Source organism: Lentzea sp. NPDC020367 (assembly GCF_044387305.1).
Taxonomy (GTDB): Bacteria; Actinomycetota; Actinomycetes; order Mycobacteriales; family Pseudonocardiaceae; genus Lentzea.
Map to the genome: position 1 here is coordinate 183,599 of NZ_JBIRVV010000012.1, position 23,198 is coordinate 206,796.

23 protein-coding genes are annotated in these 23,198 nt (G+C 69.1%); 12 read left to right on the forward strand and 11 right to left on the reverse strand.

All coding sequences use genetic code 11. The features are described 5' to 3' along the window. Nucleotides 1-87 precede the first annotated feature (87 nt). Genes ACH413_RS36915 through ACH413_RS36925 form a run of 3 tightly spaced genes read left to right on the forward strand, consistent with a single transcriptional unit; the run spans nt 88 to nt 3,511 of the window. Nucleotides 88-1,590, forward strand: coding sequence for a beta-xylosidase (locus ACH413_RS36915; protein ID WP_360039839.1), 1,503 nt, complete (start codon nt 88-90; stop codon nt 1,588-1,590). 48 nt (nt 1,591-1,638) lie between these two features. Continuing rightward, a complete protein-coding gene (locus tag ACH413_RS36920) occupies nt 1,639-2,955 on the forward strand; it encodes a hypothetical protein (RefSeq protein WP_360039836.1) in 1,317 nt (438 codons plus the stop codon). A 37-nt stretch (nt 2,956-2,992) separates the two neighbouring features. Next, on the forward strand, nt 2,993-3,511 hold the full coding sequence (locus ACH413_RS36925; protein ID WP_360039833.1) for a pyridoxamine 5'-phosphate oxidase family protein: 519 nt from the start codon (nt 2,993-2,995) through the stop codon (nt 3,509-3,511). Here ACH413_RS36925 and ACH413_RS36930 read toward each other — a convergent pair. Together ACH413_RS36930 and ACH413_RS36935 are read right to left on the reverse strand one after the other, a co-directional pair. After that, the gene (locus ACH413_RS36930) at nt 3,489-4,286 is read right to left on the reverse strand and encodes an NmrA family NAD(P)-binding protein (protein WP_360039830.1); all 798 of its coding nucleotides are present in this window, start codon (nt 4,284-4,286) and stop codon (nt 3,489-3,491) included. The genes ACH413_RS36925 and ACH413_RS36930 overlap by 23 nt on opposite strands. Continuing rightward, nucleotides 4,283-4,663 carry a nuclear transport factor 2 family protein gene (locus tag ACH413_RS36935; RefSeq protein WP_360039827.1) on the reverse strand — a complete coding sequence of 127 codons (381 nt, stop codon included), beginning with the start codon at nt 4,661-4,663 and terminating at the stop codon, nt 4,283-4,285. Before ACH413_RS36935 ends, ACH413_RS36930 begins: the two co-directional genes overlap by 4 nt. Nucleotides 4,664-4,757: 94 nt before the next feature. On the opposite strand from ACH413_RS36935, the gene ACH413_RS36940 reads away from it, so the two are divergent. Continuing rightward, nucleotides 4,758-5,345, forward strand: coding sequence for a TetR/AcrR family transcriptional regulator (locus ACH413_RS36940; protein WP_360039824.1), 588 nt, complete (start codon nt 4,758-4,760; stop codon nt 5,343-5,345). Here the strand turns inward: ACH413_RS36940 and ACH413_RS36945 are convergent. After that, on the reverse strand, nt 5,336-6,385 hold the full coding sequence (locus ACH413_RS36945; protein WP_360039821.1) for an alkene reductase: 1,050 nt from the start codon (nt 6,383-6,385) through the stop codon (nt 5,336-5,338). The genes ACH413_RS36940 and ACH413_RS36945 overlap by 10 nt on opposite strands. 60 nt (nt 6,386-6,445) lie before the next feature. On the opposite strand from ACH413_RS36945, the gene ACH413_RS36950 reads away from it, so the two are divergent. Further along, the gene (locus tag ACH413_RS36950) at nt 6,446-6,817 is read left to right on the forward strand and encodes a MerR family transcriptional regulator (protein ID WP_360039819.1); all 372 of its coding nucleotides are present in this window, start codon (nt 6,446-6,448) and stop codon (nt 6,815-6,817) included. A gap of 18 nt (nt 6,818-6,835) precedes the next feature. Here ACH413_RS36950 and ACH413_RS36955 read toward each other — a convergent pair whose 3' ends face one another. Next, entirely contained in the window at nt 6,836-7,876 is a 1,041-nt protein-coding gene (locus tag ACH413_RS36955) for an NAD(P)-dependent alcohol dehydrogenase (protein WP_396425438.1), read from the reverse strand. Between the two features lie 142 nt (nt 7,877-8,018). On the opposite strand from ACH413_RS36955, the gene ACH413_RS36960 reads away from it, so the two are divergent. Both ACH413_RS36960 and ACH413_RS36965 read left to right on the forward strand, forming a co-directional pair. Further along, entirely contained in the window at nt 8,019-8,891 is an 873-nt protein-coding gene (locus tag ACH413_RS36960) for a helix-turn-helix transcriptional regulator (protein ID WP_360039816.1), read from the forward strand. After that, a complete protein-coding gene (locus ACH413_RS36965) occupies nt 8,888-9,181 on the forward strand; it encodes a SelT/SelW/SelH family protein (RefSeq protein WP_319977958.1) in 294 nt (97 codons plus the stop codon). Before ACH413_RS36960 ends, ACH413_RS36965 begins: the two co-directional genes overlap by 4 nt. Here ACH413_RS36965 and ACH413_RS36970 read toward each other — a convergent pair. Continuing rightward, complete coding sequence (locus ACH413_RS36970; RefSeq protein ID WP_360039813.1) at nt 9,167-9,703, reverse strand: hypothetical protein; 537 nt, start codon at nt 9,701-9,703, stop codon at nt 9,167-9,169. The two genes, ACH413_RS36965 and ACH413_RS36970, sit on opposite strands and share 15 nt — an antisense overlap. Nucleotides 9,704-9,836: 133 nt before the next feature. Here ACH413_RS36970 and ACH413_RS36975 point away from each other — a divergent pair, with 133 nt between their 5' ends. Continuing rightward, a complete protein-coding gene (locus tag ACH413_RS36975) occupies nt 9,837-10,361 on the forward strand; it encodes a hypothetical protein (protein WP_360039810.1) in 525 nt (174 codons plus the stop codon). Here the strand turns inward: ACH413_RS36975 and ACH413_RS36980 are convergent, their stop codons facing one another. From ACH413_RS36980 to ACH413_RS36995, 4 genes are read right to left on the reverse strand one after another with little or no spacing between them, the layout of a single operon-like run. Further along, a complete protein-coding gene (locus ACH413_RS36980; RefSeq protein WP_360039807.1) occupies nt 10,362-11,315 on the reverse strand; it encodes a glycine betaine ABC transporter substrate-binding protein in 954 nt (317 codons plus the stop codon). Beyond that, nucleotides 11,312-12,046: an ABC transporter permease gene (locus ACH413_RS36985; protein ID WP_360039804.1), complete on the reverse strand. Its 735-nt coding sequence runs from the start codon at nt 12,044-12,046 to the stop codon at nt 11,312-11,314. Before ACH413_RS36985 ends, ACH413_RS36980 begins: the two co-directional genes overlap by 4 nt. Continuing rightward, nucleotides 12,043-13,155: an ATP-binding cassette domain-containing protein gene (locus tag ACH413_RS36990; RefSeq protein WP_360039801.1), complete on the reverse strand. Its 1,113-nt coding sequence runs from the start codon at nt 13,153-13,155 to the stop codon at nt 12,043-12,045. The genes ACH413_RS36985 and ACH413_RS36990 overlap by 4 nt, the downstream gene beginning before the upstream one ends. Beyond that, on the reverse strand, nt 13,148-13,795 hold the full coding sequence (locus tag ACH413_RS36995; protein WP_360039798.1) for an ABC transporter permease: 648 nt from the start codon (nt 13,793-13,795) through the stop codon (nt 13,148-13,150). The genes ACH413_RS36990 and ACH413_RS36995 overlap by 8 nt, the downstream gene beginning before the upstream one ends. Before the next feature lie 253 nt (nt 13,796-14,048). On the opposite strand from ACH413_RS36995, the gene ACH413_RS37000 reads away from it, so the two are divergent. The 4 genes from ACH413_RS37000 to ACH413_RS37015 are packed head-to-tail and all read left to right on the forward strand — an operon-like array spanning nt 14,049 to nt 19,686. Beyond that, on the forward strand, nt 14,049-17,912 hold the full coding sequence (locus ACH413_RS37000) for an amino acid adenylation domain-containing protein (RefSeq protein ID WP_360039795.1): 3,864 nt from the start codon (nt 14,049-14,051) through the stop codon (nt 17,910-17,912). A gap of 10 nt (nt 17,913-17,922) precedes the next feature. Next, nucleotides 17,923-18,147, forward strand: coding sequence for a tautomerase family protein (locus tag ACH413_RS37005; protein WP_360039792.1), 225 nt, complete (start codon nt 17,923-17,925; stop codon nt 18,145-18,147). Nucleotides 18,148-18,154: 7 nt separating this feature from the next. Continuing rightward, entirely contained in the window at nt 18,155-19,027 is an 873-nt protein-coding gene (locus ACH413_RS37010) for a pseudouridine-5'-phosphate glycosidase (RefSeq protein WP_360039789.1), read from the forward strand. After that, on the forward strand, nt 19,024-19,686 hold the full coding sequence (locus ACH413_RS37015; protein WP_360039787.1) for an HAD family hydrolase: 663 nt from the start codon (nt 19,024-19,026) through the stop codon (nt 19,684-19,686). The genes ACH413_RS37010 and ACH413_RS37015 overlap by 4 nt, the downstream gene beginning before the upstream one ends. A gap of 1 nt (nt 19,687) precedes the next feature. On the opposite strand, the gene ACH413_RS37020 is transcribed toward ACH413_RS37015, so the two are convergent. After that, nucleotides 19,688-20,260, reverse strand: a complete 573-nt coding sequence (locus tag ACH413_RS37020) for a dihydrofolate reductase family protein (protein ID WP_360039784.1) — start codon at nt 20,258-20,260, stop codon at nt 19,688-19,690. 174 nt (nt 20,261-20,434) lie between these two features. Next, nucleotides 20,435-23,176, reverse strand: a complete 2,742-nt coding sequence (locus ACH413_RS37025) for an AAA family ATPase (protein ID WP_360039781.1) — start codon at nt 23,174-23,176, stop codon at nt 20,435-20,437. Nucleotides 23,177-23,198 lie beyond the last annotated feature (22 nt).

A 23,198-nucleotide genomic window follows, 5' to 3' on the forward strand; every position in this document is an offset into this window, starting at 1 on the left:
GTCGGGAAGGGCTAATTGAGAGGACATGAATGGGTTTGCGCCAACGCACTTCACCCGTACGGAGGACTTGATCACTATGATGGGTGAGTGTCCCTGAGTCGTCGACCTCTCGCGTTACTCGCTGCGCTCGCGCTGGTCAGTGCGGTTACGGCGTGCACCAACGCGGCGGTCGGTGACCCGGTCGGAGCACCGTCCGACCAGAAGAAGCCCACGTCGTCGAAGGACCCGGCACCGGCACCGCCGCCCAGGGACAACCTCAAGCTCGCGATCGACAACGGCCGCCAGAGCGGTGGCACGGTGATCGCCGGGGCCGGTGACGCGCCGTACAACTACGCGCCCGCCGTGATGCTCGACAACGGCAAGGTGCGCGCGTGGTGGTGCAGCCAGCTGAGCGCGGCCCCACCCGGCGGCGACGACATCCTCTATAGCGAGGGTCCGTCCGTCGGTGGACCGTTCTCGACGGCGATCCCGGTGTTCTCGGGCAGTGGCGGCAGCTTCGACGCCATGCACACGTGCGACCCGTCGCTGATCAAGATCGGCGATGTCTATTACATGTATTACACGGGCGCATCGCGGGACAACCACGCGAACGGCAGCTCGGCGGGCGTCGCGTCCAGCAAGGACGGCATCACCTGGACGCGGGAGAACGGCGGCCAGTCGATCCTCGGCCCAGCCGGCGACATCATCCGCGAGAACACCTACGGCGCGGGCCAGCAGTCGGCGATCTACCTCGACGGCTGGGTGTACCTGATGTTCACCGACACCACCGGCCTCGCCTCGCACCAGAACGGCGCCGGGCAGTACGTGCTGCGTTCGAAGGACCCGACGTTCGCCAAGGGCGTCGAGGCACTGGGCAAGCAGGGCTTCAAGCCGGTGACGTCGAACAACGGGCCGCGCACCCGGTCGGTGGTCGAGGCGTTCAGCTCGGACTGGATGTGGATCGACGCGGTGTCGTCGTTCGCCATCGCCCACGAGACCGACAACGGCACCACCATCACGTTCTGGAACAGGGACTTCACCCGCCACCCGTTCGAACCGGTGCTGATCCCCGGCCCGTGGAGGGAAGGCCCCGGCCTCCTGCGCACGCCGGAGGGCCACGCGCCGATCAACGCCAAGGACCCGTGCGGCCGAGTCGCGATCGACGTGCTGCGCGGCACTGTCGAAGGCCCGGCTGGACCGACGAACATCTCCCACTTCGGCATCGACGTGCGGGGCATCAGGGGATGCGCCACCGCGGCCGAGGCGAGGGTTCTCAACGGCTTCGCGGTGCCGTCCCCGGAACGCACGCTCGACGTCGTCGCGGGCGGCAACCTGATGCGGTTCGAACGCCGCTCGGTGGCCGAGAAGTTCTCGCGCGGCGTGCTCGGCACCCGTCCGCAGGGCGTCGACTCGTTCAAGCTCACGGCCAAGGTCCCGGCCGGCGCGCCCGCGGTGAGCAACCCGGACGGCGCGGTCGGGCTGCTGCTCGACGGCAAGCTGTGGGTGGTCAACTCGACCGAGCTCGCGGGGTTGAACTCGTCCCAGATCAGCACGGTGTCCGCCGAGCAGTGGGCGGCCTACGAGCGCCTGCCGGACCTCGCCCGGCCCTGACCGGCTACGTTCTCCCCTGGCTCGAAATCGGACACGGGGGACCGACTGATGGCTTTCACGGCCCAACGGCCCAAGGCGCTCGCGGACAGCGTGCTGCCGGTGCCGGACGAACCGCGGCACGAACTGACCTGGCTGGGCATGCTGGGCGGGTTCGTCGCCGCGATGGCGTTCCTGCTGCTCATCCCCGCCGGCTGGTCCCGGCTCGACCACCTGTGGGCCGAGGACGGCGCCCGGTTCATGGTCGACGCCGTGCGCTCCCCCGTGCTGTCGAACCTGACCGACCCGTACGGCGGCTACCTGCACATGCTGCCGCGCCTGGTCGCCCAGCTGGTCGCGTTGCTGCCGCTGGAGTGGACCGCTGCGGGGTTCGCGGTCTGCGCCGCGATGCTGCGGGCGCTCATCGCGTTGATCACGTTCGCGGCCTCGAAGGCGTACCTGAAGTCGGCGCCGATGCGGTTCGCGCTGGCGGCGCTGGTCATCGTGTTGCCGGCGGGCAACTCCGAGACGTTGAACAACATGGCGAACCTGCACTGGTTCCTGCTCTACGGCGCCTTCTGGGCGTTGTTGTGGCGCAACGCCCCGCGCGTGCCGATCGCGCTGTTCGTGGTCCTCGCCGCCCTGTCGAGCCCGCTGGTGTTCATCCTGGCGCCGATCGCGCTCCTGCGGCTCTTCCAGCCGCGCAGGGAGGTGCCGATCGCGTTCCTCGCCGGACTGGTCGTGCAGGGGCTGACGATGCTGTTCGCGTCGCGCACGCCGTACTCGCACGACGCGGTCGACCCGGTGCAGGTGCTGCTGGCGAGCCTGCTGCGGGTGCCCGTGGTGGCGTTCACGGGGTCCGAGCGGGTCGCCGAGCTCTACCCGGCGATGGGCAACCTGCTGATCCTCGGCTCGCTGCTGGCCGCCGCCGTGCCGATCGCGGCGGGCCTGCGGTTCGGTGACCGGACCGGGCGGACGCTCGCGCTGGTCGCCGTTGCCTACAGCGTGATCCTCATCGTGGCGTGCCTGGTGCTGAACTGGACGCAGGTCCTGCAGGTGCAGGCGGAGGACGTGGTGATGGCCGCGCAGCGCTACAGCATCGCGCCGTGCCTGTTCCTGTTCACCGCGATCTTCGTGGGACTCGACGCGACGCCGGCGAAGACCTGGGAACGCGCGGTGGTCGCCGGAAGCCGTTACCTGATCGGATTCCTCGTGGTGGTCAGCGTCTTCGCCTACCTGCGGGAGCCGAAGACGGTGCTCACGGGCGTTCCGTGGGACGAGAGCCTCTCGAACGCCCGTGCGGAATGCGCCGCGGGAGCGACGGAGGCACGGCTGGAGCACGCGCCTGACGACTGGTTCTTCATCGTTCCGTGCGAATCGGTGCGCTGACTCGTCGAAAACGCGGATCCTCGTTCGACGTAGTTGCATGACGAACTCGACGATCGAAACCCGCAACCTCGACCGCTACGGCAACGCCGCCCTGCCGTGGAGCCAGGCACAGGACCTGCTCGCCACCGAGTCCGCGGCGAAGGACGTGCCGTTCTTCCTGAACACCGTGCGCCCGGACGGTAGGCCGCACTCGGTCGGCATAGGCGCGGTCTGGTTCGAGGACGCGCTCTACTTCGTGAGCGGGCTCGACACCCGCAAGTCGCGCAACCTCGCGGAGAACCCGGCCTGCACGATCTCGGTGCGGCTGACCGGAATGGACCTCGTGCTGGAGGGCGACGCGCACCTGGTCGGCGACGAGTCCACCTTGGACCGCGTCGCCGCGAGGTACCGCGAGTCGGGCTGGCCCGCGCAACGCGAGGGCGCGGCGTTCACCGCGCCCTTCATGGCGCCGAGCGGAGGCGCGGGACCCTGGTACGTCTACCGGATCACGTTGCACGGCGCGCACGCCGTGGCCACCGTGGAACCGGGTGGCGCTACTCGCTGGACGTTCGCCTGACGAAGTCGCGGAACGACCGGGCGGGCCTGCCCGTCACGTCCTCGACGGTCGTGGTGACCCGGTCCTCGGCCCCACCGCGGATGTCCTCGTCGAGCGCGGCGAGGACGGCGGCGAACTCCTTCGGCAGCACCGATCCGATCCGTTCGGCCATCTCCCCGGTGCTGACCGAACGGTGCCGCACGGGCTTCCCGGTGACCTCGGTGATGATCGCGGCGGCATCGGCGTAGCTGAGCGCCTCGGGTCCGGTGATCAGGTGCTCGGTGTTGTGCGGCAACGGATCCGTCAACGCCCGCGCGGCCACCGCGGCGATGTCGGCGGCGTCGACGAACCCGACCCTGCCGTCCCCGGTCGCCGTGACGATCTCGCCGGACCGGACGCCCTGGGCGACGAGGTGCTCGCCGGTGAAGTTCTGCATGAACCACGACGGCCGCAGCACCGCCCACTCGGGCATGGCGCGCACGAGCGCCGGGAGAGCGCCCATCCCCGTGGCGCTCTCCGGCACCGCGGACGAGCTCAGCAATACCACTCGCCGCACGAGCCGCGCTCGAGTGAGCAGCGACTCGACCACCGGCGCGGGGTCGACGACGCCGACCGGGGGGATCAGGTAAAGACGATCTATCCCCTCCAGCGCATGTTCAAACGTCGCCGGCACGTCCCAGTCGAACCGGACCTGGCCGGGCCGCACCGGTTTTCTCGTGCCGATTCGGGCGTCTGGCAGCAACGATGCGAGGCGGCTGCCGGTCGTCCCGGTGCCGCCGATGATCAACGCGGTCATGCCAGTTCCTGCGCGAGCAGCGGGTTCCAGTAGTCGCGGTAGCTCACGATCTCGCCGTCGCGGGTCGTGACGACCGCGATGTAGGAGGCCCGGTACGGCTCGCCTGTCGCGACCACGACACCCTCGGCGTCGAACTCGGCGATGAGCACGTCCGGGTCGGTGCTCTGGTGCACGACCTGCTTCGGGAAGCCCTGGATGTCGAGCATCTTCGGGTAGTCGCGCAGGTAGTCCTCGATCGCGGCACGCCCCTCCACCCGAGCAGGCCAGCCGGGCGGGGCGAACGGGAACTCCATCACGCCGTCCTCGGCCCACAGACGCGCGAACCCGATCATGTCCTTGTCCAGCAGCAGTTGCAGTGCCCTCGGGATGAGATCCACGGAAGCCCTCCGAAAGAAATGGACGAGACGGTTCCGTCCCGTCCACAACGTTAGGCGGGACGGGACCGTCTCGTCCAGTCCTATGATGTGCGTCATGACCAAGCGCACCCCGACCGGCGCCGCCGTCCTGCAGCCTCAGGTGACGCAGGCGATCACCGACGCCGTGTTCGACGAGCTCGCCCTGCACGGCTACGGCCGGCTCTCGATGGAGGCGGTGGCCAAGCGCGCGGAGGTCGGCAAGAGCGCGCTGTACCGGCGGTGGCCGTCCAAACAGGACATGGTGGTCGCGGCGCTTTCGGAGTTCTCCGTGCCACTGGCCGAGGTTCCGGACACCGGGTCGTTGCGCGGCGACCTGCTGGCCACGGTCACGGCCGTGCACGACTGGCTGACGCACCCCCGGTTCGCCACGATCCTGCCCGACCTCACCGCCGAGGCCGTCCGCACGCCGGCGTTGTCCGAGGCGATCGCGGCGACGATCGGCGAACCCCGGCGGGCGCTCGGCGCCGTCACGTTGCGGCGAGCGGTCGACCGGGGCGAACTACCGGCGGACCTGGACTTCGAGATCGCGCTGGACCTGGTCGCGGCCCCGGTCTACTGGCGGCTGTCGGTCCGGCGGGCCGAGGTCGAGCCCGACTACCTCGAACGGCTCGTCGACCACCTGCTGCGCGCGCTTCAGTGCTGATGGGCGGGGTAGTCGACGTAGCCGGTGGGCGCCTGGAACCAGGTCTCCTGGTCCGAGCTGGCGAGCGGCAGGCCCTGGCGGAACCGTTCGACGAGGTCGGGGTTGCCGATGTACGCGCGGCCGTAGCTGATCAGGTCGGCGCCGTTGGCGAGCCAGCGCTCCCCCTGCTCCTGCGTGCTCTCGTTCGGGCCGATCTGGCCGCCGGGGTTGAGGATGAACGCGCTCGGCCACGACTTGCGCAACTCCATCAGCCGCTCGTCGTCCACGGTCGCGAGCACGTGGATGTAAGCCATGTCCGGCAACGCCTTCAGCAGCTCGCCGTAGAGCGTGGGCACGTTCTCCTCGACGATGCCCTGGATCTCGCCGCCCGGTGAGAGCCGGATGCCGACGCGGTCCGGGCCGATGGCGTCCACGGCCGCTTCGACGGCTTCCACTGCGAACCGGATGCGGCCGCTGATCGAGCCGCCGTAGCCGTCGGTGCGCTCGTTCGCGCTGGAGGACAGGAACTGCTGGATCAGGTAGCCGTTCGCGCCGTGCAGTTCGACCCCGTCGAACCCGGCGTCGACGGCCTTGCGGGCCGCGTCACCGAACGCCTGGACCTGGTCCGAGACCTCCGCCGCCGACAACGCCCGCGGCACCGGTGCGGGCTTCATGCCGGTCGGGGTGAACACGTCGGTGCCGGCCGCGATCGCCGACGGACCGACGGGGTGGTGCCCGGCGACCTCGGCGTGACCGATGCGGCCGCCGTGCATGAGCTGGGCGAAGATCCGGCCGCCGTTCGCGTGCACGGCGTCGGTGACCACCCGCCAGGCCGCGACCTGCTCGTCGTCGTGGACGCCGGGCATGAACGGACCGGCCTGGCCGACCGCGTTCGGGTGCACGCCTTCGGTGACGATGAGTCCGGCGGTGGCGCGCTGGGCGTAGTAGGTGGCCGTGGCCTCGGTCGGTTTGCCGTCAACGGCCCGTGCGCGGGTCATCGGCGCCATGACGAGGCGGTTCGGCAGGGTCAGGTTTCCGAGTTCGTAGCTCGTGAGCAGCATGAGAGCTAGGCTAGAAACCTGACGTTGACGTCAGAGATAGCTTTTGTGGCGGAGGTCTCAATGCGCATCGGTGAGTTGGCAGAACGCACGAGCGTGAGCGTGCGCGCGTTGCGCTACTACGAAGAGCAGGGCCTTCTCGCAGCTGAACGCAGCGGAAGTGGGCAACGGCGCTACGCCGAGAACGCCGTCGGCCGGGTCCGGCTGATCCAGCAGCTCTACGCCGCGGGGATCTCCAGCACGTCCATCCTGGAGATGCTGCCGTGCGTGGTGACGGGGGTGGCGGCGCCGGAGGTGCTGGCCAAGCTGCGCGGGCACCGGTCGTCGGTGGTGAAGCAGATCGAAGAGCTGCAGGAGACCCTCCAGCAGCTCGACGCGGTGATCGCGGGTGCCACGAAGGCCTACACGACCGGGGTGCCGTGCCCGCCCAGCTGAGCGGACACGGCACGGCGATCAGATCGTGGCGGTGTCGATCACGAACCGGTACCGCACGTCGCTCGACTGCACCCGCTCGTAGGCGGTGTTGATCTGGTCGGCGCCGATCAGCTCGATCTCCGAACCGAGGCCGTGCTCGGCGCAGAAGTCCAGCATCTCCTGGGTCTCCGCGATGCCGCCGATCATGGAACCGGCCAGCGTCTTGCGGCCGCCGAGCAGCCCGAACAGGTTGATCGAGATCGGCTCCTCCGGCGCGCCGACGTTCACCAGGGCGCCGTCGGTCTTGAGCAGCCCGAGGTAGGCGGTGAAGTCCAGCGGCGCGGACACCGTGGAGACGATCACGTCGAACTTGCCGGCCAGCTCCGTGAACGTGGCCGGGTCGCTGGTGGCGCGGTAGTCGTGGGCGCCGAGCTTGAGACCGTCGTCCTTCTTGCGCAACGACTGCGACAGCACGGTGACCTCGGCGCCGAGCGCGGCGGCGATCTTGACGCCCATGTGGCCGAGCCCGCCCAGGCCGACGACGGCGACCTTCTTGCCCGGTGCGACGCCCCAGTGCTTGAGCGGCGAGTAGAGCGTGATGCCCGCGCACAGCAGCGGCGCGGCCACGTCGAGCGGGAGCGCGTCCGGGATGCGCACGACGTAGTTCTCGTCGACCACGATCTGCCGCGAGTAGCCGCCGTAGGTGACGTCGCCGCGGCGGTCGATGCCGTTGTAGGTCATGGTGTTGCCGTTCGCGCAGTACTGCTCCAGCCCGCGCAGGCAGAACTCGCACTCACGGCACGAGTCGACCATGCAGCCGACACCGACCCGGTCGCCGACGGCGTGGCGGGTGACCTCGGAGCCGACCTCGACGACCACGCCGGCGATCTCGTGACCGGGGACCATCGGGAAGATGCCCTGGCCCCAGCCCTCGTTGACCTGGTGGATGTCGGAGTGGCAGATGCCGGCGAACTTGATGTCGATCAGGACGTCGTGCGCGCCGACCGCGCGACGTTCGATGGTGGTGCGCTCCAGCGGTGCCTTGGGTGCTGGGGCGGCGTAGGCAGCGACGGTGCTCATCAGGTTTCTCCTCGTTGTCGTGTCGATGTAGACACTGCGCCGCTTCGGGAGAGCTACCCAGACACCTGCTCTTCGTACGTCTGGCGTGCCTACTACCAGCAGTAGCAGGCACGGTTCGCCCTGGCCGGGGATACTCGGACGCATGGACGTAGACCCGCGCACCGAGCTGAGCGAGTTCCTGCGCAGCCGCCGGGCGCGGCTGTCCCCCGACGACGTCGGACTGCCCCGTTACGGCCGCACGCGCCGTGTGCCGGGCCTGCGCCGTGAGGAACTGGCGCAGCTCGCAGGCGTTTCCGTGGCGTACTACACACGGCTTGAGCAGGGCAACGGCCGCAACGTCTCGGACGAGGTCCTCGACTCGATCGCACGTGCGTTGCAGCTCAACGAGACCGAGCAGACGCACCTGCGAAACCTCACGAACTGCCCGTACGGGAACCGGAAGAAGAGGGTCACCCGCGAGGTCCGGCCGGCGCTGAAGCACCTGCTCGACAACCTGGGTGTGCCCGCGTACATCGGCGGGCGGCGCACGGACATCTACGCGTGGAACTCGATGGCCGCGGCGGTGTTCGGCGACTGGAGCGAGCTCGCGCCGCGCGACCGGAACTGGGCGCGGCTGATCTTCCTCAACCCCTCCACCCAGCAGCTCTTCCACAACTGGGAGAGCAAGGCCGCCGACGTCGTCGCGTTCCTGCGGATGGACGCGGGCTGCTTCCCGAACGACCCCGAACTGACCAGCCTGATCGGCGAGCTGTCGGTGAAGAGCGAGCTGTTCCGCCAGCTCTGGGCACGGCACGACGTCAAGGAGAAGACGTTCGGCACGAAGGTGTTCCGCCACCCGCTCGTCGGCGACATGAGGCTGTCGTACGAGACGCTGCGGCTGCCCAGCGAGCCCGACCTGTGGCTGAGCAGCTACCACGCAGAGCCCGGCACGCCGTCCGCTCAGGCGCTGCAGCTGCTGGCCAGCTGGGGCAAGGACGCGACCCGTACGGGAGAGTCTGTTAAGACTCAGTCATGAGGACACCGCGTCTGGAGATCGAGTACTGCACCCAGTGCCGGTGGTTGCTGCGTGCCGGCTGGACCGCGCAGGAGCTGCTGACCACGTTCACCGCGGAACTGGGCGAGGTCGCGCTGATCCCCGGCACCGGAGGCGTGTTCGACGTGCGGCTCGACGGCGAGACCCTGTGGTCGCGGAAGGTTCAGGAGGGCTTCCCGGACCTCGCCGTGCTCAAGCAGCTCGTGCGCGACCGGGTGGCGCCGGAACGGTCCCTGGGCCACACCGATCGCAAGAACTCAGCCGACGCCTGAGGACAGTCGCGCGTTCTCCGCGGCCTGCGTCACGGTGGCACCGACACCGCTGAACCAGATGGTCGGCTTCGTGCAGCCGCCCGAGACTTCGTACCCGCCGGAGATGGCGCGCACGCGGTCGTGCGTGCAGAACCGGCCGGGGGCGATCTCCTTGAGCAGCCGGGCTTCCCGCGCCGCGTCCGTGAGCGTGGTGCCGAACGCGTCGACGAACGAGGTCGGTTTGGCGCACGACATGCTGATCCGGAAACCGCCGACGTCCGCGCGGCTGCTGTCGCCGCTGCACAACGGACCGCCGTTGCTCTGGAACTGCCGCAGCAGCAAGCCTTCCCGGTTCGCGTCACCGGTCGTGCTGCCGTACCCGTCGATGAACGCGTCCGGGCTGGAGCAGGTCATCTTGGCGACGTAGCCGCCCGGAGTCGTCCGCGTCGTGTTGACCGAGCACGGTCCCGCCGCACTCGCCGGTCCTACCCCGACCACCATGCCGCCCAAGGCCAGCACGACACCTAACAGGGTTGATCGCATTCGGTTCTCCCCCTTCGGTTTCCCCACAACCTCCCGCGCCTGGCAGGCATCGTCAATCGGGCAAAACGCCTGCCGTGCTAAGCCTTCTGCGAATTCCCTGCGGCCTGGCCTCACGGCTCGTAGGGTGGCTGCCGTGCATCCGAACCAGGGTTGGCAGGCGCAGCAGCCGCCGCAGGGACACGGTCAGGGTTACGGCCCCGCCCCCGGCTGGGGCCAGCCGTTGCGCCCGAGCGTCGCGCCGGCGTTCCTCGCGGGTGGACTGTGGCTGCTGGTCGCGGTGCTGTGCTTCGTGCTGGCCGGGCTGAACTCCGCCGACGGCAAGGGCATCCGGCAGACCCCGGAGGCCGCCGTCGCGTTGCTCGGACTGGCGTTCGGGCGCGGCTTCATCGCCAACGGTGACCCGGCGATCGTCGCCACCTACGTCGCGGGCGGTGTGGTGCTGCTGCTCGCCGCACTGGTGATCGCGCGGCTCGGGTTCGCGCGCTGGATCCTCGCCGGGCTCGGGTTCCTCGTGGTCGCCTACTACGTCTTCGCCGTCATCCGGCTGACGATCAACCACGCCGGCACGCTGATCATCGTGCCGGGCATCGCGCTGATGCTGTGGCTGGCCGCCGCGATGGTCTCGGTGCTGCCGCCGGTCGGACGGGCGATGCGCTGATCAGTCCGTCCTGATGAACCCCTTCGACACCATCCAGTCGCGCGCCACCTCGCCCGCGTCCCTGCCCTCCACGTCGACCTGACGGCACAGCTCGATCATCTGGTCGTTGGTCAGCGCGGCGCTCACCTTCTCCAGCGGGCCGCGGATCTGCGGATACCGGGCGAGGAACTCGGCGCGCACGGTCGGCGCGACGTTGTACTGCGGGAACGCCTTCTTGTCGTCCTCCAGCACGCGGAGCTTCTGCGCGGCGATGCGGCCGTCGGTCGTGAACACCTCACCGACCGGGCAGGTGCCACCCGCGACCGCCGAGTAGATCGTGCCGATGCCGAAGTTCTTCACCTCGGTGGTCGGGAAGCCGTAGGTGCGTTGTGCGGCCGGGAAACCGTCCTGGCGGCTGGTGAACTCGGTCTCCAGGCAGAACACCGCCTGGTCCGGGTTCTGGGTCAGGAACACCGCCAGGTCCGAGGTGGTCTTCAGGCCGTGCTGCTCGCCGTAGGCCTCGGTGACGGCGAACGCGTACTGGTCGTTGAGCGGCGAGTAGGCCAGCCACTCGACGCCGTACTTCTCCAGGTCGGCCTTCTTCGTGGCGTCGTACTGCGCCTGTTCGCTGCCGGGCACCGGGAGTTCGTTGCCCTGGTAGTTGATCCAGCCGGTGCCGGTGTACTCCCAGGTGACGTCGACCTCGCCGTTGAGCAGCGCCTGCCGGGCGGTCTGCGAGCCCTTCAGGTCGGTCAGGTCGACGACGTCGGCGCCGGCCGCGGACAACGCCATCTCGGCCAGGTAGCCGAGCAGGATGTTCTCGGTGAAGTCCTTGGACCCCACGGTGATCTCGACGCCCTGGAGCGACTGGTCCGGCTGGATCGAACCCGGCAACACCTTGTAGGGCAACGCGCTGTTGACGTCCAGGCCACAACCGGCCAGGCAGAGCACCAGAACGAGTGCGAACTTCCTCATCGGACCCCCTTGGGGCCGAACCACTGCTCGATCACCGCGCCGACCCAGTCGACCAGCAGCGCGAGTCCCGCCGCCAGCGCCGAGCCGGTCACCAGGACCTTCATCAGGTTCAGCTTGTAGCCGGTGTCGATCAGCAACCCGAACCCGCCGGCGTTGACGAACAGCCCGAACGTGGCCGTGCCGACCGCGAGCACCAGCGCGGTGCGCAGACCGGCCAGGATCAGCGGAACGGCCAGCGGGAGCTCGACGCGCCACAGCACGGCGGACGCCGACATGCCGATGCCCCTACCGGAGTCCACAAGGGACGGATCGACCTGCTGGATGCCGACGATCGTGTTGCGCAGCACGGGAAGCAGCGAGTAGAACGCGAGCGGCAGCGCGGCCACCCACAGCCCGCCGGAAGCACCGGTGACCAGGAACCACAGCACCAGCACGCCCAGTGCGGGCGCGGCCTGGCCGACGTTCGCGACCGCCAGGAACACCGGGGCGAGAAAGCGGGCCCACGACCTGGTCACGACGATCCCGGCCGGTACCGCGACCACCACCACGATCGCGGTCACCACGACCGTCATCGCCAGGTGGTCGCGCAGCGCGGTCAGCAACGACGACGCGTTCAGCGTGCCCTTCTCGGTCGCCGTCAGCTCACCGGAGAACACCCACGCCAGCACACCGCCGACGATCAGCAGCACCGCGACGGGCTGCGCCCAGAACCGGATCCGCCCGGCCGTCACGCGTTCGCCCGCAGCTGTTGCACGACCTCGGTGACGGTCGAGAGGTCGATCGTGCCCACGTACTCGCCGCGGCCACCGGTGACGACGGCGTGGCCTCCCTCGGTGATCATCGCTTCCAGCGCGTCCCGCAGCGTCGACTGCAGCGACACCGAGTCCTGCACCGGCTGGCCGATGCGATGCAGCGACGTCGCACGCTTCAGTTCGCTCGCCCGCACCCACCGCACCGGCCGGTCGCGCTGGTCGAGCACCAGCACGAACTTCGCGTCACCGGTCTCCACTGTGGACGGATCGGCGTCCGCGCGCGCCGTGACGGCCTGGCCCAGTTCGACGTCCCGCACCCGTGTCAGCGTCAGCGCCTTCAGCGACGCACCGGCGCCGACGAACCCTGCCACCGTGTCGTCCGCCGGGTTGGCGAGGATCGCGTCGGGGGTGTCGTACTGCAGGATCGTGGACCGGTCGCCCAGCACGGCGATCCTGTCGCCGAGCTTCACGGCCTCGTCGAAGTCGTGCGTGACGAACACGATCGTCTTGCGGAGCTCGCTCTGCAGCCGCAGCAACTCGTCCTGCAGGTGCCCGCGGGTGATCGGGTCGACCGCGCCGAAGGGTTCGTCCATCAGCAGCACCGGCGGATCGGCGGCCAACGCGCGGGCGACGCCGACCCGTTGCTGCTGGCCGCCCGAGAGCTGACGCGGGAAGCGGTCGGAGAACTCGCCGGGATCGAGCCCGACGAGGTCCATCATCTCCTCGACGCGGGCCGCGATCCTCTTCTTGTCCCAGCCGAGCAGTCCCGGCACGATCCCGATGCTCTGCGCCACCGTGAAGTGCGGGAACAACCCCGCCTGCTGGATCGCGTAGCCGACGCGCCGGCGCAGGTCGTCCGGGTCGATCCTCAGCGCGTCCTCGCCGCCGATCGTGATCGTGCCGGACGTCGGCTCGATCAACCGGTTGATCATCCGCATGGTCGTGGTCTTGCCGCAGCCGGACGGGCCGACGAACACGACGATCTGCCCGGCGGGCACGACCATCGAGAAGTCGTCGACCGCCGCCGCCTTCTGCCCCGGATACCGCTTGGTGACGTGGTCGAGCCGGATCTCGATGCCTTCAGCCACGGACGCCCCTCGACACGGTGAAACGGTTGACCAGCACGTACACGCCGTCGAGCAGCAGGGCGAGGATCACCACGCCGATCGTTCCGGCGAGGGCCTGGTTCATCGAGTTCGCACTGCCCGCGTTCGCGAGTCCGGAGAACACCTCTGATCCCAAACCCGGCCCTTTCGCATACGCCGCGATCACGGCAATACCCATCAGCATCTGCGTCGCGACCCGCATTCCGGCCAGAATCGCGGGCCACGCCAAGCGCAACTCAACGCGCGCGAGTACCCCGAATCTGCTCATCCCAATCCCTCTTGCGGCATCACTCACAGCCGGATCCACTCCGGCCAGTCCTACCACCGTGTTGCGAACTATTGGCAACAAGGCGTAAAGCACCAATGCGACGACAGTCGTGTTCGCGCCCAGCCCGAACACCGGAATCAGCAACGCCAGCAGCGCGAACGACGGAATGGTCAGAATCGTGCTCGCCAACGCCGTGGCCAGTGCGGATCCGGCCGGGCTGCGATAGACCGCGACCCCGATCGCCACACCGAGCACAGTCGCCAGGACTGTGCACTGCACAACGGCACTGACGTGCAAAAACGCTTGCAAAGACAGCCGATCCCACCGATCGGCCACGTACTGCAGAACATTCATCCTCGTGGCCCCGCCCTCGAAGTTGGCGTCTACCCAACACCACTGTGGACGGTCAGGCAACCATTCGCCACCGAACCACCCGTCTCAGTGCGCGGGAATCCGTTGTCGTTCAAGGCTGTTCTGGTAGACCTCCTCGGCTGACCACCGGGCAGGTCACTCCAGTGGGTTTCGAGCCGTTACTCATACGTTCTTCAACTAACCAAGAACGCGCTCGCACCACTCATGCCTGTCGACCGCTTGGGGGATTTCTGAGATGTCGCACGAAGCTGAAGTGGACGGCGGCTGCCTCCCGGACCTGCTGCGCAAGCAGGTGGAGGAACACCCCGATCGCACAGCCGTCGTCTTCGGTGAAGAAAGCATCACCTACGGCGAACTCTTCGAGCAGAGTTCCGCGCTCGCCACGCATCTGCGCCGCCTCGGCATCAGCGAGGACGACTGCGTCGGCATGTTCGTCGAACCATCGCTCGACCTCGTGGTCGGCGCCTGGGGAATCCTCTGCGGAGGAGGCGCCTATCTGCCGCTGAGCCCGGAGTACCCGGAGGAGCGGCTCCGGTACATGATCGAGGACTCGCGCACGAAGGTCGTCGTGACGCAGCCCGCGCTGAAGCAACGCCTGGCCGAACTCGCGCCCAGCACCACGAGGATCGTCACGCTCGACGACTGCGACGAGGCGTTCGACGACGGCTTCTCCCCTTCCAGCAACAGCCTCGCCTACATCATCTACACCTCGGGCAGCACCGGCCGGCCCAAGGGCGTGATGATCGAGCACCGCAGCATCGTCAACCAGATGCTGTGGCTGCACGACACCCACGCCATCGACGGCACGAAGCGCGTGGTGCAGAAGACGCCGATGAGCTTCGACGCGGCGCAGTGGGAGATCCTCGCCCCCGCGGTCGGCAGCACCGTGGTGATGGGCCGCCCCGGCATCTACCGCGACCCCGAGATGCTGATCGAGACCATGCGCGAGCACGGCGTCACCACGCTGCAGTGCGTGCCGACGCTGCTGCAGGCGTTGATCGACACCGAGGAGTTCCACACCGTCACGTCGCTGAAGCAGGTCTTCAGCGGTGGCGAGGCCTTGTCCCGCACACTGGCCCAGGCGTTCGTCGCGGACATGCCGAACGTCCGGCTCATCAACCTCTACGGCCCCACGGAGACGACGATCAACTCGTCGTCGCACGTGGTCGACCCCGCCGAACTCGCCGAGGCACCCAAGTCCATCTCGATCGGCCTGCCCGTCGCGAACACGACGTACCTGGTTCTCGACGCCAACCGCGACATGGTCACGCCGGGCGAGATCGGCGAGCTCTACATCGGTGGCGTCCAGGTCGCCCGCGGCTACCTGCACCAGCCGGAGCTGACCGAGGAACGGTTCGTGGACGGCATGTTCCGCACCGGCGACCTCGTGACGCAGAACCTCGACGGCACCGTGCAGTTCGCCGGCCGCGCGGACAGCCAGGTCAAGCTGCGCGGCTACCGGGTCGAGCTGGACGAGATCCGGCTCGCGATCGAGACGCACGACTGGGTGCGCAACGCGGCGGTGATCGTCAAGGAGGACGAGCGCACGGGGTTCCAGAACCTGATCGCATGCGTGGAGCTGAACCCCAAGGAAGCCGCCCTGATGGATCAGGGCAACTCCGGCTCGCACCACCAGTCGAAGTCGAGCCGCCTGCAGGTCCGCGCGCAGCTGTCGAACCCCGGCGTGCGCGACGACCTCAGCGAGCGGCAGAGCTTCGAGCTGCCCGGCGAGGAAGCCTCGTGCCTGCAACGGAAGGTCGTCTTCTCGCGCAAGTCCTACCGCTTCTACGAGGGCGGCCAGGTCACCGACGCCGACCTGCGGCGGTTGCTGGAGCGCAAGCCGATCGGCGCGGGCTCCAAGGACCCGAAGGCCATCCACTTCGCGGAACTGGGCGAGATCCTGCGCTACTTCGGCGCGCACTTCAGCGACCAGCGGCTGCTGCCGAAGTACGGCTACGCGTCACCGGGCTCGCTCTACGCGACCCAGCTCCACCTGGAACTGCACCACATCGCGGGCCTGCCGAGCGGGTTGTACTACTACCACCCGCTGCGCCACCAGCTCGTGCTGATCGCGTCACTGCCGGAAAGCTATGAGGCGCAGGCGAAACTGCACTTCATCGGACGCAAGGCAGCGATCGAGTCGGTGTACCTCAACAACATCCAGGAGGTCCTGGAGATCGAGACCGGCCACATGGTCGGGCTCTTCGAAGAGGTCCTGCCCGGCTACGGACTCGACATCACGGCCGCCGCGCACACCCCGGAGACCAAGGAACTGCTGGACGTCGCCGACGAGGACTACTACCTCGGCACGTTCGAACTGTGCGCCTACACCGGCATCCGCGAGGACGACGTCGACGTCTACGTCCAGACGCACCCCGGCCGCGTCACGAACCTGCCCGGCGGCCAGTACCGCTACGCCGACGGCGAGTTCGAGCGCGTGTCCGACGACCTGGTGCTGCGCAAGCACGTCATCGCCATCAACCAGGCGGTGTACGAGCGCGCGAGCTTCGGCATCAGCGCCATCGGCCGTTCCACGGAGCAGTGGCGGCGCTACATCGACCTCGGCCGGACGATGCACCGCCTGTCCGCCAACGACGTCGACCTCGGTTTCATGTCGTCGGGCTACAGCTCGAAGACCAACAACGACCTCCCGTCGGCCAAGCGCATCTGCGACATCCTGAAGGCCGCCGGCCGCAGCGACGGGCCGTCGTACTTCTTCCTGGGCGGCAAGGTCTCCTACGACCAGCGCCGCAGCCCCGGCATGAAGGAGGACGTCGTCCACATGAAGGGCCCGGCCGAGCTGATCCGCGACGACCTGGTCAACTTCCTGCCGGACTACATGATCCCGAACAAGGTTGTGGTGCTGGACGCGTTGCCGGTCACCGCGAACGGCAAGATCGACGTCAAGGCCCTGGAGAAGTCGGACAAGACCAACGTCGACGACCAGGACCGGCCGTTCGTCGCGCCGCGCACCATCACCGAGCGCCGCATCAGCGAGATGTGGAAGAAGCTGATGAAGCGCGAGACCGTCTCGACGCACGACGACTTCTTCGAGACCGGCGGCAACTCGTTGATCGCGGTCGGCCTGGTCAACCGCATCAACAAGGACTTCGGCACCACCCTGCCGTTGCAGGTGCTGTTCGAGTCGCCGACCATCGAGCAGCTCTCGCGGCGCGTCGACGGCCTGCACGAGGGACCGATCTCGCGGCTGGTCCCGTTGCAGCCCAACGGGGACGCGGTGCCGGTGTTCTGCTGGCCCGGCCTGGGCGGCTACCCGATGAACCTGCGCACGCTCGCAAGTCGTTCGGAGCGCCCGTTCTACGGCGTGCAGGCGCACGGCATCAACGCGGGCGAGACGCCGTACAGCACGATCCGCGAGATGGCCGCGGCCGACATCGAGGCCATCAAGGAGGTCCAGCCGGAGGGCCCGTACACGTTGTGGGGCTACTCCTTCGGCGCGCGGGTCGCGTTCGAGACCGCCTACCAGCTGGAGCAGGCGGGCGAGGAGATCGCGAACCTGTACCTGATCGCGCCGGGGTCGCCGAAGGTGCGCTCGGAGCGGGACAGCGACGAGGCCTCCTACGACAACAGCGCGTTCGTGACGATCCTGTTCTCGGTCTTCGCGGGCAGCATCACCGACGCCCGGCTGAGCCGGTGCCTGGAGGTCGCGAAGGACGAGGACAGCTTCGCGGCGTTCATCAGCGGCGAGTTCCGCGACCTCGACAGCGAGCTCGTGCGGCGGATCATCAAGATCGTCACCGAGACGTTCTCCTTCAAGTACACCTTCAGCGAACTGGCCCAGCGCACGATCACCGCGCCGCTCACGATCTTCAAGGCGCAGGGCGACGACTACTCGTTCATCGAGGGCAGCGAGGGCTTCTCGGTCACCGACCCGGTGGTCGTCGAGCTGGAGGCCGACCACTACAGCCTGCTGCGCGAGCCCGACATCGACGAGCTGCTGGCGTCGATGGAGCAGAACGCCACCGTGCGCAAGGAAGCGGCGGCGGTGCCGGTGCTGCTGTCCGACGAGCAGATGGCCGAACTGATCGCGGCCGTCACCAAGGCGGTCACTCTCGCCATCGCGGGAGGCCAGTCGTGAGGAGGTCGCGGTGCCGCACGTGAACATCAAGCACTTCCCCGCCCCGCTCAACGAGGAGCAGACGTCCGAGCTGGTCTCGGCCATCACCGAGGCGGTGACACGGGCGTTCGGCTGCGACGAGGGCGTCGTGTCGATCGCCGTGGAACCGGTCGACCCGCAGGCGTGGCAGGAACAGGTCTACGCGCCGGAGATCTTGGAACGCAAGGAGTTCCTGCGCAAGACCCCGAGCTACTGAGGTGCCGATGAACATTCCCCTGGTGTACGGCGAGGAAGTGGCCGAGGCGATCACGGCGGGGCAACCCGTCGTGGCGCTGCCGTCGGACGTGCTCAGGTCCGGCCAGGACAGCGCGGAGACCGCGCGCCTGGTCGAGGACGCGGTGCGGGCGAGCGGGTCGGTGCCCGCCACGATCGGCGTCGACAAGGGCCGGATCCTCGTCGGTCTCTCGGAGACCGAGCTCGAGCGGTTCGCTTCCACACCAGGTGTGCCGCGGGCCGGCAGCCGGGATCTCCCGGTCGTGCTGGCCCGCGGGACGACGGCCGCGACCACCGTCGCGTCCACGTTGATCGCGGCCGAGCTGGCAGGGCTGAAGTTCCTGTCGACGGCCGCGATCGGCGGCGTGCACCGCGATGCACGGCGCGTCTCGCCGGACCTGGTCCAGTTCACCCGCTCGAAGGTCGCGGTGGTCTGCGCGGGTGCCAGGAGCACCCTCGACCTCGGCCTCACGCTGGAGTTCCTGGAGACGCAAGGCGTTCCGGTCGTCGCCTACCGGTCAGACGACTTCCCCGCGTTCTACTGCGTGTCCAGCGGACTGCGCAGTCCGCACCGCGTCGACGACCCGGCCGTGCTCGCCCGTGCGATCGAGAGCCACTGGTCGCTCGGCAGCCGCGGCTCGTTCCTCGTCACCACGCCGACCAAGCCCGCGGACGCCATCGACAGCGCCGAGATGGAGGCCGTGATCACAGCCGTGCTCGCCGCGGGAACGAAGTACCTTGAGCGTGCCGTTGACCGCGCGACGGAGGGGCGTTCCGCGAAGGCCGAGATGGCGGTGCTGATCAACACCGCCGAGGTCGCCGGAGAGCTCGCCGCCGCCCACGCGAAGGAGTTCTCCTCGTGAACCGTTGCGCGATCTTCGACCTGGACGGCACGCTGGTCGACTCCCCGCGCGGGATCGTCACGACGTTCGCCGCGGTGTTCGCCCAGCTCGACCTGCCCACGGCGGACTCGGCGACCATCCGCGCCACGATCGGGCTGCCGCTGCCGTCCGCGTTCGCCAAGGTCCTCGGGGTCCCCGAGGACGAACCGGTCGTCACGACCTGCGTCGAGGTCTACCAGGCGACGTTCCGCAAGATCGTGCTGCCGATGGCGACGCAGCTGGTGTTCCCCGGCGTGTACGACGGGCTGCAGGCGTTGCGGGAGGACGGTTTCCGGCTCGCCGTCGCGACCAGCAAGTTCATCGTGAACGCCGAGGCACTGCTCACCGCCGCCGGCCTGCGCGAGGAGTTCTCCGTCGTGGTCGGCGCGGACCAGGTCTCGAAACCCAAGCCCGACCCGGAGTCCGGTCTCCTCGTGCTGCGCAGGCTCGGCGTGGCACCGGCGAACGCGGTCATGGTCGGCGACACCACGCACGACATCCACATGGCGCACGGTGCCGGGATGTCGTCCGTCGCCGTCAGCTACGGCGTGCACAGCGTCGACCAGCTGCTCAGCGCGAACCCGACCTGGCTGGTCGACTCGTTCGCCGGCGTGGTGGCCGCGGTGCGAGAGTGCACCTGATTCAGCGCACGACGTCGTAGACCAGCTTCTGGATGCCGTTCGCGTACGTCTCGCTCTCCACGACCTTGAGCATCTGCTTGTCCTTGTCGGTCTCGCTGAACAGCCGCTTGCCCGCGCCGAGCAGCACCGGGAACACCAGCAGGTGGTAGCGGTCGATCAGGCCCGCGTCGGAGAGGTTGCGGTTCAGCGTCGCACTGCCGTGCAGCGAGATCGGGCCGCCCTCGGTCTCCTTGAGCGCGGCGACGTCGTCCAGCGAGCGCAGGATCGTGATGTCGCCCCAGTTGTCGACCAGCTGGTCGTCCTTGAGCGTGCTGGACACGACGTACTTCGGCATCGCGTTGTACTGCGGGAAGTAGTCGAGCGTCGGCCACACCGGCGCGAACGCCTCGTAGCTGACCCGGCCCATCATCATGGCCGCGGCTTCTTCCTGCTCACGGCCCTTGATCTCGTAGGCGGCCTCGTCGAACTCGATGTCCTTGAAGGTCCAGCCGGAGCTGCGGTGACCGGACTCGCCACCGGGCGCCTCGACGACGCCGTCGAGGGAGACGAAGGCAGTGGCGATCAGGGTGCGCATCTGGTTCTCCTTGGTGTGTTCGCGCTTGCTCTCATCAGTGCGTCGAACGGGAGATGCCCGGTATCGACATCTCGCGCCAAGAAAGTTTCCGGCATGAGTGACGGCGGCGCTGAACACCCCACCGAGTCCAGCGCCGCCGGTCAGGTGACGGAGTCTTCCCGGCGGCGGCCCGGCTCACATGGGTACTGAGCCCCCAATTAGCGGACGGGCGTAGGCGATGAGGTCGGCGCGGCTCTGCCGGCCGGTGCGGACCTTGAGGCTCGCGACGTGGCGTTCGACCGTTCGGGGGGACAGGAACAGCCGCTCCGCTATCTCGGCGTTCCCGAACCGGTCGACGACCAGGCGCAGCACCTCGTACTCGCGGACGGTGACGCCGGCTTTGCGCAGGTCGGCGGGCACGGTCTCGTGGTCACGGCGGCGGCGTTGCTGCGGTGCGCCTGCCTCGCGCAGCACGGCCCGGCAGGCGGCGGCGACAGCGGGCACACCTTCCTGGTGGAAGTGCTCCTCGGCTTCGCGCAGCCATTCGAGCGGTTCGCCCCAGCCGTCCGCCAGCGCGCTCGGACCGGCGAGTCTGAGCCCCAGGTAGCGCGGCAGGCCGAGGCCGGTGCTCAGGTCCAGCGCCTCGGCGGCGGCGGCGTTGGCCCCCGCGACCTGGCCTTCGCGGCCCAGCAGGATCGCGCGGCTCCACGCGAAGTACGTGCGGTGCAGCCGGACCTGGGACAGGTGCGACTCGGCGAGCCGTTCGTACTCCGGCCGGGCGGCGAGGCCGTGCGCGACCCGCACCAGCAACCGCGGGCCCTGGTAGAAGGTGCCGCGGAGGATGCGCGGTTCCGTGACGGCGTTCTCCAGCTCGTCGAACTCGGCCAGCGCGCGGTCGTACTGCTCCTCCATCAACGCGCAGACCGCCGAGCTGTACGCCCAAATCTCCTCGGAGCCGCCGTGGTCACGCAGCCGGGCCAGCGCCTGGTCGGTCGCCTTGCGGTTGCCGTGCATGGCGGCGATGCCGGCCTCGATCGCGACGGCCAGCGCCTTCAACGCGTGCAGGCCCAGTTTCCCGGCGGCCTTCCCCGCGCTCGCGCCGTACTTCGCGGATTCCTCGTACTCGCCGCGCACCAGGTAGGTGGCGCCCAGGTGCAGGTCGGCGGCTATCAGGATCACGATCGCGCCGGTGTCCGCCGCGGCCTGGCGGGCGGCCAGCAGGGTGTCGACGCCGGCCGTCAGGTACTTGTCGGTGATGCCCAGTTCCAGCAACGCCCGCAGCCGCCACGCCGCGAGCCCGTGCTGTTCGGCGACCTGGAGCCAGCGCTGAATGTGCTGACGGGCCTCGGCGAGGTCCTGGCCCCTGGTGCACCGGGTGAGCACTTCGAGGGCTTCGCAGACGATCTCCGGCGTGCCCGTGGCGGCGGCGCGTTCGGCCAGGGCGCGGGCCTTGGGCAGCAGGTCGAGCTGGTTGAGCCCGAGCAGGAGCGCCGCCTTGACGACGTCGACGGTCGCGCAGGTCTCCTTGGCCGTCTCGAGCAGGTCGAGGCCGCGTTCCCACTGGCCCGCGACGGCGGCGACCCTGGCCTGCGCGAGCCGGACGGCCGCGCGGCGTTCGGGCTGGGCGTGCGCCGCCGTGAGGGCCTGCTGAAGCCGTTCTCCCAGTGCGAAGGCCCTGGCGCCGTTGTCGGCGGGAACGACGACCGCGGCCAGCGGCAGGACGAGGGCGAGCGCGTCGAGCAGGTCCGCGGTGAGGTCCGGGTCGCCGGTCAGGGCCTGGCCGCGCTCGAGCAGCTCGACGGCGGTGCCGAACCGGCCGAGCGCGGCGGCGTGCTTCCCGGCCCGCACCAGGCAGCCCACGGCCTTCGCGGTCTCGCCGCCCGCCTCCCACAGCTCGGCGATGAGCTCCAACTCGGTGGGACGCAACGCTTCCGTGGCTCTCGCGGCTCTTCTGGCGAGCGTCGCCCGCGCGGTCGGCGTCATCCGGCCCGTGATCGCGTCGGCGGTCAGCGCGTGCCGGAACTGGTGGCCGTGGACGAGCTGCGCGCGTTCGGCGTCCTGCCACAGCTCGTCCGTGCTGTTCGCGACGGCAGCGACGACGTCGAGCGGGAACGTCCGCCCGAAGATCGCGGCGGTTTCGAGCAGCGCGACGCACTCGGGCCCGAGCGCGTCGACGCGGTGGAGTGTGGCCGCCGCGACCGTCGGCGGCACGGCCCGCAGGTCGCCGTTGATCAGCTCCTCGACGACGAACGGCACCCCGTCGGAGACCTCGGCCAGCTGCTTAAGGACGTCGGCCGGCGCGGGTTCGCCCAGGCAGTGGCGGGCGAGTTCGGCGACCTCGGCGTCGGTCAGCCCGGCCAGCCTCAGCGTCCCGGCCACCCGGCGTGCGGTGGCCTCGTCCGCCAGTCGTCGCGCGCCATCGGGATGCGGCCGCAGCGTGGCCACCAGCAGGACGGGTTCGTCCGCGAGGTTGTCGAGCAGGTAGTCGACGACGGCCAGGGTCTCGCCGTCCGCGTCGTGCAGATCCTCCAGCACCAGAAGGGTTTTCTCGGCGGTGAGCAGCCGCAGCACGGCCTCGGCCCTGACCACCGCCGGATCGGGAACGCCTGCGGGCGCGTCCGGGGTCATCCGCAGCAGCACGGGCAGATAGGCGCCGAGCTGCTGCTCATCGGGTGCGCCGACCTTGCGAAACGCCGACAGAACCGCCTCGCACAACGCCCGCAGCGGCACCGCCCGGCTCGCCCGCCCCCTGAGCACGCGAAACCCGCGGCGCGAGGCGTGCCCGGCGATCTCGGACGCCAGCCGCGACTTGCCGATCCCCGGTTCCCCCACCAGGAACATCGCACCGCCGCGACGGTGCTCGGCCCTGGTCACCGCGGCCCGCAGTGCTGAGGTCTCCTCGACCCGGCCGACCAGCACCGGGGACTGGAACTGCATGGCGCCCGACAGTACTAGCTGC

Coding starts and splice junctions, on each gene's coding strand:
- ACH413_RS36980 (WP_360039807.1), bottom strand. CDS start 11,315: ATGAGGAAGTTCGCACTCGTTCTGGTGCTCTGCCTGGCCGGTTGTGGC.
- ACH413_RS37000 (WP_360039795.1), top strand. CDS start 14,049: ATGTCGCACGAAGCTGAAGTGGACGGCGGCTGCCTCCCGGACCTGCTG.
- ACH413_RS37025 (WP_360039781.1), bottom strand. CDS start 23,176: ATGCAGTTCCAGTCCCCGGTGCTGGTCGGCCGGGTCGAGGAGACCTCA.
- ACH413_RS36940 (WP_360039824.1), top strand. CDS start 4,758: ATGACCAAGCGCACCCCGACCGGCGCCGCCGTCCTGCAGCCTCAGGTG.
- ACH413_RS36950 (WP_360039819.1), top strand. CDS start 6,446: ATGCGCATCGGTGAGTTGGCAGAACGCACGAGCGTGAGCGTGCGCGCG.
- ACH413_RS36920 (WP_360039836.1), top strand. CDS start 1,639: ATGGCTTTCACGGCCCAACGGCCCAAGGCGCTCGCGGACAGCGTGCTG.
- ACH413_RS36970 (WP_360039813.1), bottom strand. CDS start 9,703: ATGCGATCAACCCTGTTAGGTGTCGTGCTGGCCTTGGGCGGCATGGTG.
- ACH413_RS36945 (WP_360039821.1), bottom strand. CDS start 6,385: ATGCTGCTCACGAGCTACGAACTCGGAAACCTGACCCTGCCGAACCGC.
- ACH413_RS36930 (WP_360039830.1), bottom strand. CDS start 4,286: ATGACCGCGTTGATCATCGGCGGCACCGGGACGACCGGCAGCCGCCTC.
- ACH413_RS36960 (WP_360039816.1), top strand. CDS start 8,019: ATGGACGTAGACCCGCGCACCGAGCTGAGCGAGTTCCTGCGCAGCCGC.
- ACH413_RS36965 (WP_319977958.1), top strand. CDS start 8,888: ATGAGGACACCGCGTCTGGAGATCGAGTACTGCACCCAGTGCCGGTGG.
- ACH413_RS37010 (WP_360039789.1), top strand. CDS start 18,155: ATGAACATTCCCCTGGTGTACGGCGAGGAAGTGGCCGAGGCGATCACG.
- ACH413_RS36955 (WP_396425438.1), bottom strand. CDS start 7,876: ATGAGCACCGTCGCTGCCTACGCCGCCCCAGCACCCAAGGCACCGCTG.
- ACH413_RS36925 (WP_360039833.1), top strand. CDS start 2,993: ATGACGAACTCGACGATCGAAACCCGCAACCTCGACCGCTACGGCAAC.
- ACH413_RS36995 (WP_360039798.1), bottom strand. CDS start 13,795: ATGAATGTTCTGCAGTACGTGGCCGATCGGTGGGATCGGCTGTCTTTG.
- ACH413_RS37020 (WP_360039784.1), bottom strand. CDS start 20,260: ATGCGCACCCTGATCGCCACTGCCTTCGTCTCCCTCGACGGCGTCGTC.